We start from the raw sequence: 16,039 nt of genomic DNA on the forward strand, positions 1-16,039 counted from the left end.
TGTTATTTTTTTGTTTTCATTGTAGAATTGTGTAGCAATTTCTTTAACATAATTTTCATATTTTACTGGAATTTCAGCATTAGAAATATAGTGTTGGTAATTGAAACTATCATCAATTGGATATTCACTATTTACTAGGTCCATAAAATCAAGGATTCTTCCTGTTTCAGTATCAGATTACACCAGTGACCGAAGAAGATCGCCCAGTTGTAGAAGCAGCTGCTCAATTGATTCGTGAAACTAAGGAGCGTTTCCTCTAATCAACAGGAGGCTTTATGACTAATTACGTTGCAATTGATATTGGTGGAACTAATATCAAATATGGTTTGATTGACCAAGATGGACAACTGGTAGAGTCTCACGAAGTAGCGAATGAGGCACGTAAGGGTGGGCCACATATCTTTCAAAAAACAAAAGAAATTGTAGCTAGCTATCTCGAAAAAGGTGCAGTGGCAGGTGTGGCGATTTCCTCTGCGGGAATGGTTAATCCAGAAGTTGTCATCCTTGGCGGTGGGATCATGGGACAAGAAGCAATACTAAAACCTAAGATTCGTAAGGCTTTGAAAGATGCGCTTGTTCCAAGCTTGGCAGATAAGACGAAACTTGAATTTGCTCATCATCAGAATACTGCTGGTATGCTCGGAGCATATTATCATTTCAGAACCAAACAGGACTAGAGAGAACGCATATGTTCTCTCTTTTTAAGTAGATTGAGTATTAAAAATATACTTGTATAGAGATTAAATTTTGAAAATTGATATTAAATCCATTATGAAGATAATTTTAAAAACTGTTGGAAACGCTAACATTTCTACTTGCTTTTTCACCATATTTTATGTATAATAATCATGTACCAAAAAGTGTACAATTTCCTGAATAAGGTGTCACTCCTAAATTATGACACTTTATGTCCTTTATTAATTTCGAGGGAATGTTTTCAATTTATTCAATCAATTCCCCCGAAGGGACTAAAACAGACCGTAGTTCTCCCAACTACGGTTTTTTTTATGAAGAATATTGGAGGTAGATTTTTTATTGTAGAAATGTGATTGAAAAATTAATTGAAATTTACGAGTAACTACTATATTGAATTATAAGATTAAAGGTGGTAAAATAAGAATGCGTATAATAATTAAATGTAAGTTGTTAGGAGAACGAGATGGATATTTTAGAAATAAATTATGATGATAAAGTACCCTTTATTTTTAAACCGAAATTGAATTATCTTATTGATGTTTTTTTGGAAGAGTATTCAGATGAATTAGCAACCTTAGATGAACTACAACAAAAAGTCTTTGAAGAGGAGTACATTCTATGTGATTGTGAATTATACAATATGATTTTTAGATTTTATAAGGGAGAGAAAAGAAGTTGGAGAGAGGATAAAAGAAGCATGATGTCAGTTTCTTGTAATGGAGACTATTGTGGTGATGTATTCTTTGATGGAATTTAATTAGAAAAAATAACACTATCATTAGATAATGTTATTTTTTTTGTTTTCATTGTAGAATTGTGTAGCAATTTCTTTAACATAATTTTCATATTTTACTGGGATTTCAGCATTAGAAATATAGTGTTGGTAATTGAAACTATCATCAATTGGATATTCACTATTTACTAGGCTCATAAAATCAAGGATTCTTCCTTTTTCAGTATCAGATTCAATGTGATTTTTAAATGTCTCAATTTGAGATAAAGAGTTGTTACAATCATCATTAATGAGATGATGTTTTTCGTGAAGAAGTATATTTATTTTTTCAATATCAGTCGTATCGGAACTAAGGAAAATAAAGTGTTTGTTATTTGCAAGTACATATCGTCCTTTGCAGTCTAAGTTATCAAGAATGACAACTTTGCAATTTAATTGCTCAATCTCTTTTATAACTTTATTTAAATTCATATTTATTTTTTATTGGCGAAATAATCTTTCAGATAATTTTTGATAGCTTCTCGGTCGTCATCTGTGATAGGGGTACCATCAAAAGCGACTGAATGATTAATAGCAGTATCTAAGTCTATATCAGGATCAGAGTCAAGAATATCTGTTTTCCCCAAAAGATAGTCAGTAGAAACATTGAAAAAAACAGCTAGTTTTTCCAAAGTTTCATACTTAGGCTTACGTTTACCTTGTTCATAAAGGGCAATATTTTGCTGGCTTGAATTAATAGACACTGCCAATTCTTTTTGAGTGACTTTAGCTTTTTGCCGAAGTTCTTTCAGTCTGCTAGAAAACATAATTTTTCTCCAATAATAAAAAAATAAAATAAAAAATAAAAAACTATTGACTTGTAACAACAAATGTAGTATTATATATTTAACAACAAAAGTTGTTAAACGAGACCTTTGAAAATTTAATAAAAAAACGTGTCAGGCAATGATTTACACTGACCAAACACGAATAATAAATGTAGCAATTTAATTATAAGTGATTTCTGGTTAAAAGTCAAGGCTGTTAGTAGTTATAGTCTTTATATCTACTAATCTTTTATTTGGATCACGTTGGGTGTTTAGTCCTTTCGCCTTAGTAGATAAGAAAAGGGAACTGACGGCTGTGAACAGTCAATGATACTTCGTAGAAGGTAGCTAGAGAGAGATAGTGAAGTCTATATGTCGTATGGTCGGTATGTGAAAGTCAAGTAAATAACTTTTGCTAATGCCTTTAGGTAAGAAAGAGAGAATATTGAGTTATTCTTGAATTTGTGACTTTGGCGAAGGTAGTAAGCTTATAAGCTGAAAATATGCGAAGATACGAGCATATACATTACCAGGAATCAGAGAAGGCTTTTGAGAAAAAGTCTTTTTCTGTTTTTTAAGAAAATAAAATTATTAATAAATACTTCTGTTAATTTTCACAAGAGAATATGTTTGTATTCTTTTATGTGAATTAACAATAGTAAAAGGGGTGAAGATTAGTTATTAAAGATTTATGTATAAGTTTGTCTAGTATAGAAAAATTAATTGATAGATAACTTAATGATATACATAGCAAAATGAATTTTTGTTTCAAAAGTCAGTTGGGAACTGACTTTTTTTATTTATAGAAAAGGAGAGAAAATGCTTTTTGAAGTTTATAAGAGATCTCGTTCACCATCTTAGAATTGAGATATAAAAAATTTTTAAAAGAAAAAGGAGAAAAAATTAATGTTAAAATTTCAAGATTTTAAGGCTTATGGTTCAATCCGTAAGACAAAAATAGCAGGGGCATGTGGAGTGATTATTGCGCTTGCTACGTTGGGTATTGTTTTTGGAAGCAATAACGTATCGGCTGATGAAGTAAAACCTACTACACCTGCAACTACAGAAGTTGCTAAACCGACAACTGAAACTGCTAAACCAGAAGCTAAGGCAGAAGAAACAGTAAAATCTGTTGAATCACCTAACCTTGATTCGGCTGTTGAAAAAGCTAAAAGTGTAGGTATCAATGTGACTGAAAAAGAAAAAGTTGGCTATGATACTGAAGCTGAAGCAAAAGAAGATGAAGCTAAGCAAACTAAAGATATTGATGAAAAAATTGCTGAAAAAGAGCAAAATATCAAAGAAATTAAAGAAGCTGAAACACAAAACAGTAAAATCAATGCAGACAATAAGTCTGCTATGGACAAAGCTGGATTGAAACATACAGGAGATTATCCGAAAGATAAGAAGACTGTTGATGGATACAATGCACAAGCGATGAAAGAAAACGAAGCTAATGAAGCGAAGTTCAAAAAAGACAAGCTTGAAGCTGAAAAAATCAAAGCTAAAGACAAAGCCATCATGGAAAAAGTTGGCTTGAAATTTACTGGTAACTATGCGCAAGATCAAAAAGCTGTTGATGAATGGAATAAGGCTAACGCTGGTAAAGTCATTAAGTCAATTCAAACTGGTTTAACTGCAACTGCGAATACTACTTTTGAAGTTATTTCAGGTGGTTCTAAGGCTGTTGCTCCTGACTATACAGCTAATGTAATTCAAGGGTATGCTCGTAACACTAACTTGGATGCTAACTTTAATAATGTGTTCCTTCTTGATGATAAGAGTGGAACAATTAAAATTAAGGTTAAAAACACTACTAATGGTGATGTCACTTTAACATTTAGTGATATTACTCCATCTGCTGAATCAGGATTTGTCCGTTCTTACGTTGCTTTATGGGCAGGTGAAGATGGTGGTATTGGTTATGGTGTCTTTATCTCTGCTGGTGCTGGTGAAGCAAACGGTGGCGGTGGAGTTGATGGTCAAAGTGGCGGGGGTGCTTCAGGGGCTTACCGTAACGATCGTCAAGGCTGGGTGAAAAAGGTGACTGTTGGAGTTCTAACGGATTCAGATAACGTAAGTGAAGTGACTGTAAATGATGTTGACAGCAATCAAGTTATTGATGTGTCTAACCTAGATGGTGCTAAAGTAACAACTGGTGCTAACATTTCACAAAGTGGTAACTCATTTACTGCGAATGATTCTGCGCAAAGTCAAAGTACAGCAGGTGTGCTTGATTCTAATGGTATTGGTTGGTCTTTTGCAAAAGGACAAAAGATTAACTTTACGTTCATTCATTCAAACACTTCTGATACTTCTTTTTCTATTGTAGGTGGTGTCTTTGGTCGTGCTTCTCAAAAAGAAGTGAAGCAAGAACCTATTTCTATTGAGAAATACAACGATCCAAAATACACTTCTAAGCCAATGGTTTCAATTAAGCCTTATGTGGCTGTTCCTAAAGAAAAACAAGTGGAAGTGGAATATCATAAAGCGTATGTTAAGGAAAAACCTGTAACTCCTGAAACACCTAAAACACCTGAAAAACCAAAAGAACATAAACCTGAATTGCCAAATACTGGTACTGCCGAAAGTTCACTTGGATTTGCTGGTGTAGTTGGTGTGATGGCAACTATGGTTGGTGTAGCTGGTTTTAAACGTAAAGAAGACTAAGGGCGATTAAAACAGGAAAATCGCCCTTTTTAATTTTGAAAAATTTTAAAATAGAAAAGGAAAATATAAAATGAAAATTGAAAACTTTAAATTTAATCCCGAAGCTATCGGGAAAGCTAACTATGTACGTTCTGAGAAGGCGCCAGCAATTATTGAAGGTAAGCCTTTTGAGGGAACACGACATATTGTGATGAATGGGAAACATGGTATGTTCTCTATTATCACTCCAAAAGATATGGCTACATATCAAGTAAATGAGGAAGTTGAAGCTATTGAACCAACTTTCTTAGAAGATTATGTTGAAGGGATAAATTTTTCAGCTTCAACAAACGTATTGGCTAAAGGACTTAAACGTGTAGGAGGTAACAAATAATGGCTAAAAACGGACTAGAGCTAGGAAATCGTGTAGAAATTTTTTCTAAGAAATATCGTATTTTGAATGACCTGTTATTGAATCCAAAGGAAGTTTTGGGAATTTGTAAGTTTATTAAAAATGAAGGAGCACAATTTGTAAATATTGATCTTGAAACAGGTGAAGGTGATTATGATGGTGTTGAAGTTCTTGTGTATTCGGAAGGACAGGAAGATACCGTATTCTTAAAGGTAACAGAACAATCAGCAGAAGAAATTGATGCTTTGAATCTTGGCTATCAAGAATCTATTGATTTTGAAACTCTACTAGTTGCATATCATGGTATGAGAAAAGCTGATCGCAATCAAGTTGAGCCTAATAAGCACCGCTTCGTATTTGTGGTTGATAAGCTAAAGAAAGCTGCTACTAAATCTAAACAAGAACAGAAGCAAGAACATAAAGGATAATAAATAAAGGAGAAAAGATATGGGTTTGTTTCCTGCGTACAGGGGAATCAAGATTAAGCCTTATATGGTGAATCTTAGATACTTTATCTTTTCTTTTTTCTTTTTGTTGTTTAGTCCTGTGCTTGTATTCTATGGTTATTTAAACTTTGAAAAAGTAAAAAGTTTAGATATACCAGCTATTGTTATTTTTGTGATCCTGCTTCTAGTATTTATTGGTTTGAGTATTTATTTAACGTGGTTTTCACAAGAAAGAATATTCTTATTCCAAAAGTTAGAAAGATTATCAAAACTAGCTTTCTTTTTGAAGGAAAATGGATATACTTACACAAAGAAAGTAAAGCGTGAATCAGGTACTATTGATAAAGTGGTGTTTCCTGCTGTTTACATGAAACAGAATCGCTATGATCTTGATGTAGCCTTTAAAATGGCTGGTAACAAGTTTCAAGAGAAATTCAAGAAGATTGGTAGTGAGTTAGAAACAACTTTCTTTATGGACTTTATGGAAGTTCAGGACGATATAAAGTTCAAAACTTACAAACTAGCCTATTCTGCGTTCTTGAATCGAATTAAGGTAACTGATGTCAACTATACTGATAAGGGTATTCAACTGATGAAGAATCTCTATTGGAATCCTGTTGATGATCCTCATTTGCTAGTAGTCGGTGGTACTGGTGGTGGTAAGACTGTTCTATTAAGAACATTGATTCGTGCTTTGGCAAAAGAAGGTGTAATAGATATTGGTGATCCAAAACAAGCTGACTTTGTAACAATGGCAGAACAGAAGGCTTTTGAAGGGCGAATTTCATATAATGCAGAAGATATAGTAGCTATGATCGAGCGTGGAGTAGATATTATGTTTGCTCGTTATGCCTATATTCGTCAAAAACGAGCAGAAAATGGCGATAAGGATATGAAGAAGTATTATGAGTACGGTTTAGAGCCTTATTTCCTAGTCTGTGATGAATACAATGCCTTGTGCGCTATGCTAGACTTTCAAACTAGACAGCGCTTAGATAATGCTATGGGTCAATTCTTGCTTCTTGGAAGGCAAGCTGGCTGTTTCGGTATAATAGCTATGCAGAAGCCTGCAAGAGAAGATTTAGGTTCAAAATTACAAGCTAACATTAACTTTCGTATTTCTGTTGGTCGATTGGACGAGATCAGTTATGATTTAGCCTTTGGTGAAGTCAATAGGAATAAAGAATTTAAGTATGTGAAGTTTGTAGGTGGTAAGCGTGTTTATGGTCGAGGTTATGCTTGTGTTTATGGAGAAGTAGCAAGGGAATTTTATTCACCGTTGCTTGAAAAGAAATTCTCTTTCTATGATGAATATGTGAAGATTGAAAGACGAGAAAATCCTTTTAATCCTTTAGAAAATCCTGAAGCTGTTCTTTCTGATGAAGAAAAACAAGCTTTACAGGAAGAAATGCAAGCTAAAGAAGAACTTGAAAAAGGAACAGTTAAAAAAGCTAGTCCTGAATTGGTTCAAGAATTGACGGCTAGTAAACAGAAAGAAGATGTAGAAAATGATGATCCTGAAGGTGTCTATCTATCAGACTTTGCTTTAGAAAAAGGTATTCGTTCGAATATTTTGAGAAATGTTATTCAAAAAATAGAAGAACAGGATACTTATTCATTTGAGCGTAAAGAAGGTAAAATCCTTTTAGATAAAGATTCAGAGGAATTACTTTCAAAAATGATAGATGATAGAGAAGAATCTAATAAAAGTTGGAGTGAGTTAGTTTCCAAATACTTTGGAGATTAACCTTTCCTTCGCTTTTTATTAGAATAGTGTTGCTGCCCCTTTTTAGGGGCATTTTTTATTAAGTATAGTCCAGCTAAAAATGTAGGTGCAAAGCAGGGGTGAAGCCGTAGGCGAACCCATGCACCGCACCGACCGCATTTTTGGCTGGACTATATTTATTAACCCACCTATTCTAATAGGTGGGTAACAAAAGTTACAAAATGCACTTTACGCTTAGAGCGACAAGATTTGAAGGTGTGTCCCTTTCGTGTTTTTTTGTGTCCCTTTTGGTGAAAAAATGGAGTTTTAAAGGAGAAATGGAAGGAAAAGAGTTAAAAGATTTTAGAAAAGAACGAAAAATGACAAGAAAAGAGTTATCAATTAAGACTGGTGTTCCTGTTTCTACTATAAAAGCTTATGAAAATGGATATAGAACGTTGAAGAAGGAAGATTTTTTAGAAATAAAAAATCACTTTATTTTAAAAAGGTGTGATAAAGAATTAACAAGATATATGATTGACTATTTTAGATTTACGCTTCATAAGGAAAGTGATGTTTACTATGTAGCTAAAGAATTTTTTGGCTTTGATGTTATGCTAAATCCTGAAACAACTTCATTTATGAAATATGAATTGTTGTATCGTTATGGTGATATTTGGTTTTTTGGTTTTAATTCATCTTTTAGTGAGAATGGAGAAGAAAAAAATAGAATTACAGTACAATTAAGTGGTCAAGGGTGTAGGCAGTTAGAATTGTATCTTGAAAATGAAAATATAACATGGATAGACTTTATACAAAGGCTTGAAAAAAAGTATGGAGAAAATTTTAGTGTTACTAGAATAGATATTGCAGTTGATGAAATGGCTATGGAAGATACGAAAGAAAATTTTGATTTATCTTCACTAGTAACAAGGTATTATAATCAAGATATTGTTTCACCTTATTTAAAGAGTTTTTCATTTATTGGTGGTGGTGGATTTGATTTTGAGAATCCACTAGAAACAGAGAATAGACAAGGTTTATCAATTTATCTTGGTAGTCGTCAGTCTGAAATGTATTTTAACTTCTATGAAAAGAGATATGAGATAGCAAAGAAAGAAGGTATAAGTGTATCGGATAGTGTAAGGTTGTTTAGAATATGGAATCGTTATGAAGTTCGCTTTTCACAAGGGAAGGCAAGATCATTTGTTTCAGAAATTTTAGCTGGTTCTGATATTGCTGAATTAACACGGTCTATATTTCAAGGGGCGATTCAAATTTATGATGGAATTGATGAACATGGTTTTAGGAAGTTTGATAGTAAATGGCAGCGACTTTTTGGAAATAATGAAGCAGTAAGATTGTCAGTGAGTCCTGAGCCTTATTCAGTTGAAAGAACAATTAGATGGCTTGTAGAAAGAGTTTCGAATTCATTGTTGTTTGTGACTGAAATTGATCGTTTGTTCATGCAAGAAAACATGAAGAAAATAATGGAATCTGGAGAGATAACTCCAAGACAAAGAAAACAACTCGAAATTCTACAAAGTCAGTTAGGAAGGGTAGAATGATTGAATATAGACAAATTGAAAAAATTGTATATCTTATTCCTGCAAGAAATTTTTATGATGGTTTGACTGATAGTAAGATAGCTAGAGATTATCAAAATTATATTGAGTTTCAATCACAAAAATATAATCAGACTAAAAAAAGAGAAGATTGGTATGAATTGAAGCGTTTGATTGATGAATACGAATCATACCTAGCTGGTCAGATAGATGTTAAAAGGAAATTGTTATGGTTTGGTTTGTTAAGAAGGAACAAAGAAGAAATGGAAGCTGAATGTTTAAATTTGATTCAACGATTTCATTTAGAAAGATGGGTTTGATGATGGGGATTATAAGAGGAATATTTAAGTTCATACATTATTTGATTTTAAATTCTATTGTAGGATTGGTTATGTCGCTGTTAGCGTATGTTTTGATAGGGAATGTTAAATTCTCTATTTTGTTATTTCTGATGTTTTTTGTAGGTGGTTTATTTGTTGAATGAAAAGGAAGGTTTTTATGGAGTGAAAATTAAGAAGCGTTCTCCTGCATGATAGCTGGAAAAAATAAAAGCTAAAAAAATATGAAAAGAGGTATAAAAAATGGCTTTAAGTGGAAAAGATAAACAAGTTATTGAGTTGGCATTGGAACTTGGTAAGAAATTGAAGGATCAAGAGTTTAAGCAAGCATGGACTTTTGCTGGTGAGTTAAGTGCGCTTCTTAAAAATACTGATGATTTGAGCCTTCCATATCAAGTGATTGAATGTATCAAGAAAGATGTATCAAGTTACTATTCTATGAATCAGGAATATAACAAGGTAACGAATCGTGCGTTTGCGATTGGCTCTAGCTTTGAGCGTTCAGCTTCAATTTAATTAGACTGTGAAGGAAGTCAAGTTTGGCTTCCTTTTTTGTTTGGAAGGAGAAATAATGAGTATTAAAGTTATTTATGATAGCTATTCTGATGTTTGTAAAGATTATGCTTATGGGAAAAAATTTCTTGACGAGCCTGATATTGTTATTGAAAAGTTAAATGAACATTTTGATGGAGTTGAATTTGGTCAGTATGATGGTTGTAATCCTGATAATGTTTATATCAATTCATTTACTGAAGTTGATACAAAAGAAGCACTAATTGATTTTGCTGGAATTTTGGATCATGGAGAATATGAGCAGTTAATGAATGAAGATCGTTTATCTGATTATGTAGAAGAAAATGAAGATGAAATTGTTAGTCGCTTAGAAGATTCTTATACTTTTCTTGCTCATGAAGGCGATAGCTGGTATTTTTTGCAATAAAGAATAGCTGGTATAGAATATGGCTTCAAGAGTTTTAATTAAGAATCCCAAAAATGGAAGGCAGGCTTGGTTTAGCTTGCCTTTATATTTTGGAAAATTGTCTGTGATTGGTTTGAGTGGTTCTTATGATGATCAAATTGAAATTGTTGATTATGAGGGTACTTCATTCATTGGATATGGTTTATTTACTGTTGCTGATTTGGAACAGTTAAATAAGCAGGTAGAAGGTTAGTAAAGGAAGGTGAAAAAATGGAATTAACAGCTTTAATTATGGATAATCGGTCAAAGAAGGCGAAACAATTTTCATTGCCTGTTACTCCTGAATATATCGCTTCTGAATTTGGATATGATAAAGAGGATATACTCTTTACGATTCAATCTATTGAAGAATTACCTAAACTGAAGGTGGAAGGTGCTACGTTATCAGATGTAAATAAACTTGCTAAAAATTTAGAGTTTGTTTACGAAGAAAAGGTCTTAACGTATATTGAATTGGGAAATACTGAACTATCAGATTTGTTGAATTTTGAATTTTTGGATTGTGCATTATATCCTGAAATTCATAACGATCTTCAGTTAGGAATGTATTTAGTTAAGGAAAATGGTTTTAATTTAGCCTTATTTCTAAAATATTTGGACTATGAAAAGTATGGTCATGATGTTCGTTTAGAAGAAGGTGGTAGCTTTACTGATAGAGGTTATTTTTTACCTAAAGCAGATAGGCTTTAAGAATCATAGGAAGGTGAAAACAAAAAAATGGATTTAATGGCTTTGGTTGTTTATAAAGGAATCGCTCGTCGTGTCCTGCTTCCAATTTCTAGTGAAGAAGTAGCTGAACGATTTGGCTATGAAGGTGAAGAAATTGAGGTTACGTTTGATTCGATTGAGGGATTGCCTGATTTAGATTGTGAACGCTTGAATTTGGATTTAGCGAATGAACTTGCTGAAAATTTAGAAGATGTAGATGAAGATATTGTTTTATCATTCATTGAATCAGATAGCTCTGATCCGAAGGCTTTAGCAAATGCTGAATTTGATGATTGCTGGTTATATCCTGATGTTGCAACTGATAGAGATTTAGGTCAATATGTTGTAGAAGAATTGGGTGTTGAATTGTCAAGGGAACAATTAGAACGCTATTTAGACTATGAAAAGTATGGTCGTGATGTTCGCCTATCAGAAGGTGGTAGCTTTGTTGATAAAGGTTACTTTGTATCAAGATGATAGCGAATATCAGGGTTCTGAATGAAGGCAATTTCGATTATCTTTGTGAGTTAGATATTATGAAGTATAGTCAAGAGCAGATTGTTGCAAGATTGAAAGAATTGGGAATTGATAAAGGGAATTTCTTTGTATGTGGCATTACTGATTGGGAAGTTGATAAGATCATGTCGCTGGACGAGGTTTACTTGCTGAAAAAAGCAGTCCTTGATTTGTATGATGGTGATGATTATGTTGTGAGATTTCAGTTACAGCGATATGTTCCTATCAAAAAGATTATTTCAACCTATTATCAATTTTGTTCTAAAGATGAAGTAGCAACTGTGATTCAACTTTCAAAGAATTTAGATATTGGTCTTTTGATAAATTATTTTTTTAAATGTGGCAATTGGGTGACAGCGTTTCAAGGTTTTGTTGAGCAAGGCGAAGTGCTGAATACTCCAAAAGGATTTTATAGAAAGGTTTCTTTTGAATGAGAAATATGTTTTTAAAGAAGCCACGCAAAGACAAACAACTGACAGTTAAGAAGATTAGTCAGAAAAAATCGAATATGATTTTCATGATTAGCTTGGTTGGTTTCGTCTTGTTTTGTGGTTTAACCATGTTTGTTTCAATAGCAACTACTGCGAAGATGAAAGCAAGGCTTTCTGAAGCACCTGTGGTGGAAGCTAAAAAAGAAACAGATCGTACCTTAGAACAGTTCCTAGATGGATATGTAAGTAGATACTTTACATATAATTCACAAAGTGGCTCTGCTGATGAAGATGTCGCAAAGTTGAATGATTATTATGGTGGTGTTCCTGATGTAAAGAATCAAGGTCAGACGAAGCAGGAAATGAATATTGTTAGCGCTAGAATGTTGAGTGCTAAAGATGGTGTCGCTGTTTATCGTGTGATCTATGATACGAAGAAAGATGATAAGAATCAACGTGTAGGAATTGAATTTACGATTCCATACGGTGTGAAAGATGGCAAGTATTATGTAAGTGGTTTGCCTTGGTTCTCTCCTGTGAGCGATTTTAAAGCTGAAGGGGTGGATAAAGAGAATCATGTATCGCTGGTAGCGAATGATGAAATGGAAGAGGGCAAGCGCAAGAAGTTGGTATCATTTTTGGAATTGTTCTTTAAGAATTACACTACCAGTCAAGCAAACTTAGATTTGATTTCTAATGGAATTAAGTCTATTGGTGGTGCAACGTTTAAGAGTTTAGATTATACCTACTTTAAAGAGAAAGATGGGAAAATCTATGCTTATTCGCAAATTACTCTTGATGTTGCAGGTACAACTCATAGTGAAAACTTTAGCTTTGAGTTAAGAAAAGATAAAGATAGCTATTTTGTAGAAAAAATGGATCATACGATCCCAGCAGATTTCAATAAAAAAGATGATGATAAAGGAGAATAAAAAAAATGGCATTATTTCAATTTTTAGTAGCAAAACTTGGTATTCCAGCAGTAGCATTTTTCGCTGGTACGAAGGCTCTTAAAGCGTGGAAGGATCAAAAAGTTGGAACGATTGTAGGAACAATTCTGATTGCTGGATTCATTATTTATTTTATGGATAACCCTGAATCAGTCTTGCGTGCAACGAATACTATTTGGTCTAAAGTGCTTGAAGTATTCAAGTAGGTCAACTTTATGAAGCGTGAAGATAAAAAGCTGTATGTCTATACTACTGCATTTAGACAGCCTATATGGGTACATAAGATCAATGAAGATTTTAGTTTGCCTTTTGCTCTCAAAATGTCAACTATTATCTATGCTCTAGTAAGTTTCGCTTTATCGTGGTTCTTGCTAGGGTATGTACCTTTTTTGGATTGGGGTTTTCGATTCATGGGTTCATTGTTCATTGGCTGGTGGTGTGGAAATTTACTAGCTGAAAATAAAATTGATGGAAAAACATTGTTTCGTTTCTTAGTTGATTATTTTAAATTTTGGATAGAATATGACAGTAAGAGAAGTTCAATGTATTTATGTAAAGGTAAAAAATATGAGAAAGTGAGAAGAATCTACCGTGGAATTAACGAATAATATTTGGGCGATAGATGATAGCTTGATTCTCTTGAAAGATGGAAGTGTGCTGGCTGTATTTGAAGTTGAGCCACAAGTGATCAATACTATTGAAGATGGTGAGAAAGAAGATTCAAAAGATTTAGTATTCAATTACTTATCAAGTATTGCTGATTATAGTGATTTTGGAATTTATACTCTGAATTTTGACTTAGAATTGGCAAAGAAAATTGAGTTGCTTTCTCTCGATGTTGAGAAGGGGGTTGGCACAAGTCCATTGGCAAATTATGTGATTTCTAATATGGCTGATCGCTTAGAAGAAGAAGTTACATATTTGCTGGAATCAAAAGATTATCTAGTAGTGCCTTTGAAGTCAGTCAATGTATCTTCTGATTTTAAAGTGACGGTCAAGCAGTCTGTTGCTAACGTTAGAAAATCAGTCATGAAAATGGTTGGTTTTGAAGAATTACCGAAGGTCGATTGGTCGAAGGAATGGCAGGATCAAAAAGAATTGATTCAAACAAAATTACACGCTTTGAATATTCAAGAAGTAGTCAAAGAAGATTTGATGTTGTTGAATCGGATTCATTTCTTAAATGGCCAATACTATGATAAAGATAGTGAAATTGTTGCCCTTCAAAATTCGATTGAGAATGTTGATGAAACAATTATTGAAATTGGATCAGGTAACGCCTTGAAGCTGGTCAATGGTGAGGAAGAAAGTTATGTAGCAACTATTCCTGTATATGCTTATCCAAAGAATGTTTCCTACTTGCACTTGGCAGAAGAAATTAAGAATATTGGTTTCCCTGTTAATAGTGCCTTGAAAGTGAAATTCTCAACTAAAAGTGGAATCTATTCCTTGAATACAAGGGCAAGAAATAAGCGTAAGAATCTTGGAAATACGGTGACTGAAACAGCAGAAAATGATGATGTTCAAAAGATTGAGGTTTTGGAAAGTTATCAGTTACTAGAAGATTTTCAAGAGAAGTACGATAATAAAGAGCCTATGGTTACTTTCCTTCACCTGTTACAGATTACTGGTGATAGCATTGAAGAATTGAATGTTAAGTATGATATTTTAGCTTCAAAATTGAAAGATATGGAAGTTGAAATTGTGAAGGCTGTTGCTGATCAGGTATATCTATTCTATAAATTCAGAATGACTGAGTTAATTGATGGGGATAGAGAAGGTTTCCTACAATATTCAAGCCTGCGTGGTCTTTGTGAGAATCTGTTCTTTACTAAGAAAAAAGTAGGTACTGATGTTGGATTTCCTATTGGTCGAATTGATAAAGAAAGTTCTTCATGGTATGGAGATTTTAAACGTGCCTTAGATAATAGCACGAATGTTGTATTTACTAACTTGTTGCAAGCCAATAAAATTGGTGTTCATGGTAAAGAAACAAGCAATCCTCATACAGCTATTACTGGTTCAACTGGTAACGGTAAGTCATTCTTAACAAAATTACTCTTTACTTATCATTCATTGTTAAAAGCTAAAGTTCTGTATGTTGATCCAAAAGCTGAAATGCGAACACAATATTTATCTGTGTTAGCTGATTTGGAAGAAAAAGGTGAATTTGAAGAATTACAAGAATACATACGATCTATTCGCTTTATTACTTTGGATATGCGTAAGGAAGAAAATAAAGGTGTTCTTGATCCATTCTCATTCTTGGAAGATGAAGGTGAGTTAACGGAATTAGCAACCGTACTTGTTGCTTCTGTATTGGATAAGGACACTTATATTAAGATTAAAGCTCACCTGTTAGATTCACTTGATAAAGTGATTGAGCGTAGAAAAGCTGGTGAAAAGGTTGGTATGTTACAAGTCTTTGATGAATTGGAAAAATCTTCAAAAGAGGAAGTTTCAACTGCTGGATATTTACTAAAGAGAATTTCTAAAAATTCGTTGTTATCATTATGTTTCGCTGATGGTAGTCAAGAAGTTCTAAAGACTGATGATAAAACAATTATTGTTGAGATTGCTGGTCTTGATATGCCTGAAGATAATGATAAAGATGAAATGACTGAAACACAATTAAGAAGTTTGACCGTTATGTATGCTTTGACTTATTTCTGTGCGATTTTTGGTGAACGTGAGAAAGACAAGGAAACAATGTTATACCTTGATGAAGCATGGCAGATTATGTCAACTCCTGCTGGAAGGCAGGTAGTTAACCGTGTTAAACGTACTGGACGATCATTTAATAATTTCTTGGTACTTATTACTCAATCGGTCAAAGACTTGAAAACAAGTGCTGATACAACTGGTTTTGGTACAGTATTCGCTTTCCCTGAAAATACAGAAACAGAAGCAATCTTGGAACATTTGCGAGTTGAAAATGATGATTTATCAAGAGCATGGCTTGAAAATCAGACAATGGGTCAGTGTATCTATTATGATACATTTGGTCGTAAAGAACGTATAACTGTTGATGGTACAATCTTCCCTGAATTTTTACCATTGTTTGAAACAGTTAAATCTAATTTAGTGTCAGTACAATAGAAGGGG

20 protein-coding genes and 1 pseudogene are annotated in these 16,039 nt (G+C 33.4%); 18 read left to right on the forward strand and 3 right to left on the reverse strand.

Annotated elements, in window-relative coordinates:
- Positions 1–6: 6 nt before the first annotated feature.
- Positions 7–171, reverse strand: a pseudogene (locus AWH02_RS11185) (ImmA/IrrE family metallo-endopeptidase); the annotation flags it as partial.
- 104 nt (positions 172–275) lie between these two features.
- Between AWH02_RS11185 and AWH02_RS06635 the strand changes: the two are divergent.
- Complete coding sequence (locus AWH02_RS06635) at positions 276–677, forward strand: ROK family protein (protein WP_060553393.1); 402 nt, start codon at positions 276–278, stop codon at positions 675–677.
- A 482-nt stretch (positions 678–1,159) separates the two neighbouring features.
- A complete protein-coding gene (locus AWH02_RS06640) occupies positions 1,160–1,453 on the forward strand; it encodes a hypothetical protein (RefSeq protein ID WP_060553394.1) in 294 nt (97 codons plus the stop codon).
- Between the two features lie 21 nt (positions 1,454–1,474).
- On the opposite strand, the gene AWH02_RS06645 is transcribed toward AWH02_RS06640, so the two are convergent.
- Together AWH02_RS06645 and AWH02_RS06650 are read right to left on the reverse strand one after the other, a co-directional pair.
- The gene (locus tag AWH02_RS06645; protein ID WP_060553395.1) at positions 1,475–1,900 is read right to left on the reverse strand and encodes a toxin; all 426 of its coding nucleotides are present in this window, start codon (positions 1,898–1,900) and stop codon (positions 1,475–1,477) included.
- 2 nt (positions 1,901–1,902) lie between these two features.
- Positions 1,903–2,235: a helix-turn-helix domain-containing protein gene (locus AWH02_RS06650; protein WP_060553396.1), complete on the reverse strand. Its 333-nt coding sequence runs from the start codon at positions 2,233–2,235 to the stop codon at positions 1,903–1,905.
- A gap of 906 nt (positions 2,236–3,141) precedes the next feature.
- On the opposite strand from AWH02_RS06650, the gene AWH02_RS06655 reads away from it, so the two are divergent.
- From AWH02_RS06655 to AWH02_RS06730, 16 genes are all read left to right on the forward strand, one after another.
- Positions 3,142–4,905 (forward strand): LPXTG cell wall anchor domain-containing protein, encoded by a 1,764-nt coding sequence (locus AWH02_RS06655; RefSeq protein WP_060553397.1) that lies wholly within the window; start codon positions 3,142–3,144, stop codon positions 4,903–4,905.
- Positions 4,906–4,975: 70 nt separating this feature from the next.
- A complete protein-coding gene (locus AWH02_RS06660; protein WP_060553399.1) occupies positions 4,976–5,278 on the forward strand; it encodes a hypothetical protein in 303 nt (100 codons plus the stop codon).
- Complete coding sequence (locus AWH02_RS06665) at positions 5,278–5,724, forward strand: hypothetical protein (RefSeq protein WP_060553401.1); 447 nt, start codon at positions 5,278–5,280, stop codon at positions 5,722–5,724. Before AWH02_RS06660 ends, AWH02_RS06665 begins: the two co-directional genes overlap by 1 nt.
- A gap of 19 nt (positions 5,725–5,743) precedes the next feature.
- Complete coding sequence (locus AWH02_RS06670; protein ID WP_060553403.1) at positions 5,744–7,489, forward strand: FtsK/SpoIIIE domain-containing protein; 1,746 nt, start codon at positions 5,744–5,746, stop codon at positions 7,487–7,489.
- A gap of 200 nt (positions 7,490–7,689) precedes the next feature.
- Positions 7,690–9,015, forward strand: a complete 1,326-nt coding sequence (locus tag AWH02_RS06675) for a replication initiation factor domain-containing protein (protein ID WP_231871955.1) — start codon at positions 7,690–7,692, stop codon at positions 9,013–9,015.
- Positions 9,012–9,332, forward strand: coding sequence for a hypothetical protein (locus tag AWH02_RS06680; RefSeq protein WP_060553405.1), 321 nt, complete (start codon positions 9,012–9,014; stop codon positions 9,330–9,332). Before AWH02_RS06675 ends, AWH02_RS06680 begins: the two co-directional genes overlap by 4 nt.
- A 261-nt stretch (positions 9,333–9,593) precedes the next feature.
- Positions 9,594–9,866 carry a hypothetical protein gene (locus tag AWH02_RS06685; RefSeq protein WP_060553407.1) on the forward strand — a complete coding sequence of 91 codons (273 nt, stop codon included), beginning with the start codon at positions 9,594–9,596 and terminating at the stop codon, positions 9,864–9,866.
- 55 nt (positions 9,867–9,921) lie between these two features.
- On the forward strand, positions 9,922–10,290 hold the full coding sequence (locus AWH02_RS06690; RefSeq protein ID WP_060553409.1) for a hypothetical protein: 369 nt from the start codon (positions 9,922–9,924) through the stop codon (positions 10,288–10,290).
- Between the two features lie 19 nt (positions 10,291–10,309).
- Entirely contained in the window at positions 10,310–10,522 is a 213-nt protein-coding gene (locus AWH02_RS06695) for a hypothetical protein (protein ID WP_060553410.1), read from the forward strand.
- Positions 10,523–10,539: 17 nt separating this feature from the next.
- Positions 10,540–11,019: an antirestriction protein ArdA gene (locus tag AWH02_RS06700; protein WP_060553411.1), complete on the forward strand. Its 480-nt coding sequence runs from the start codon at positions 10,540–10,542 to the stop codon at positions 11,017–11,019.
- A 27-nt stretch (positions 11,020–11,046) separates the two neighbouring features.
- On the forward strand, positions 11,047–11,514 hold the full coding sequence (locus AWH02_RS06705) for an antirestriction protein ArdA (RefSeq protein ID WP_060553412.1): 468 nt from the start codon (positions 11,047–11,049) through the stop codon (positions 11,512–11,514).
- On the forward strand, positions 11,511–11,987 hold the full coding sequence (locus tag AWH02_RS06710) for a hypothetical protein (RefSeq protein ID WP_060553413.1): 477 nt from the start codon (positions 11,511–11,513) through the stop codon (positions 11,985–11,987). The genes AWH02_RS06705 and AWH02_RS06710 overlap by 4 nt, the downstream gene beginning before the upstream one ends.
- Positions 11,984–12,916 (forward strand): conjugal transfer protein, encoded by a 933-nt coding sequence (locus AWH02_RS06715; RefSeq protein WP_060553414.1) that lies wholly within the window; start codon positions 11,984–11,986, stop codon positions 12,914–12,916. The genes AWH02_RS06710 and AWH02_RS06715 overlap by 4 nt, the downstream gene beginning before the upstream one ends.
- 5 nt (positions 12,917–12,921) lie before the next feature.
- On the forward strand, positions 12,922–13,140 hold the full coding sequence (locus AWH02_RS06720) for a TcpD family membrane protein (protein ID WP_060553416.1): 219 nt from the start codon (positions 12,922–12,924) through the stop codon (positions 13,138–13,140).
- 9 nt (positions 13,141–13,149) lie between these two features.
- The gene (locus tag AWH02_RS06725; RefSeq protein ID WP_060553417.1) at positions 13,150–13,542 is read left to right on the forward strand and encodes a TcpE family conjugal transfer membrane protein; all 393 of its coding nucleotides are present in this window, start codon (positions 13,150–13,152) and stop codon (positions 13,540–13,542) included.
- Positions 13,526–16,033, forward strand: a complete 2,508-nt coding sequence (locus tag AWH02_RS06730) for an ATP-binding protein (protein ID WP_060553418.1) — start codon at positions 13,526–13,528, stop codon at positions 16,031–16,033. The genes AWH02_RS06725 and AWH02_RS06730 overlap by 17 nt, the downstream gene beginning before the upstream one ends.
- Positions 16,034–16,039: the final 6 nt, after the last annotated feature.

The organism is Streptococcus gordonii (genome assembly GCF_001553855.1).
GTDB classification, from domain to species: Bacteria; Bacillota; Bacilli; order Lactobacillales; family Streptococcaceae; genus Streptococcus; species Streptococcus gordonii.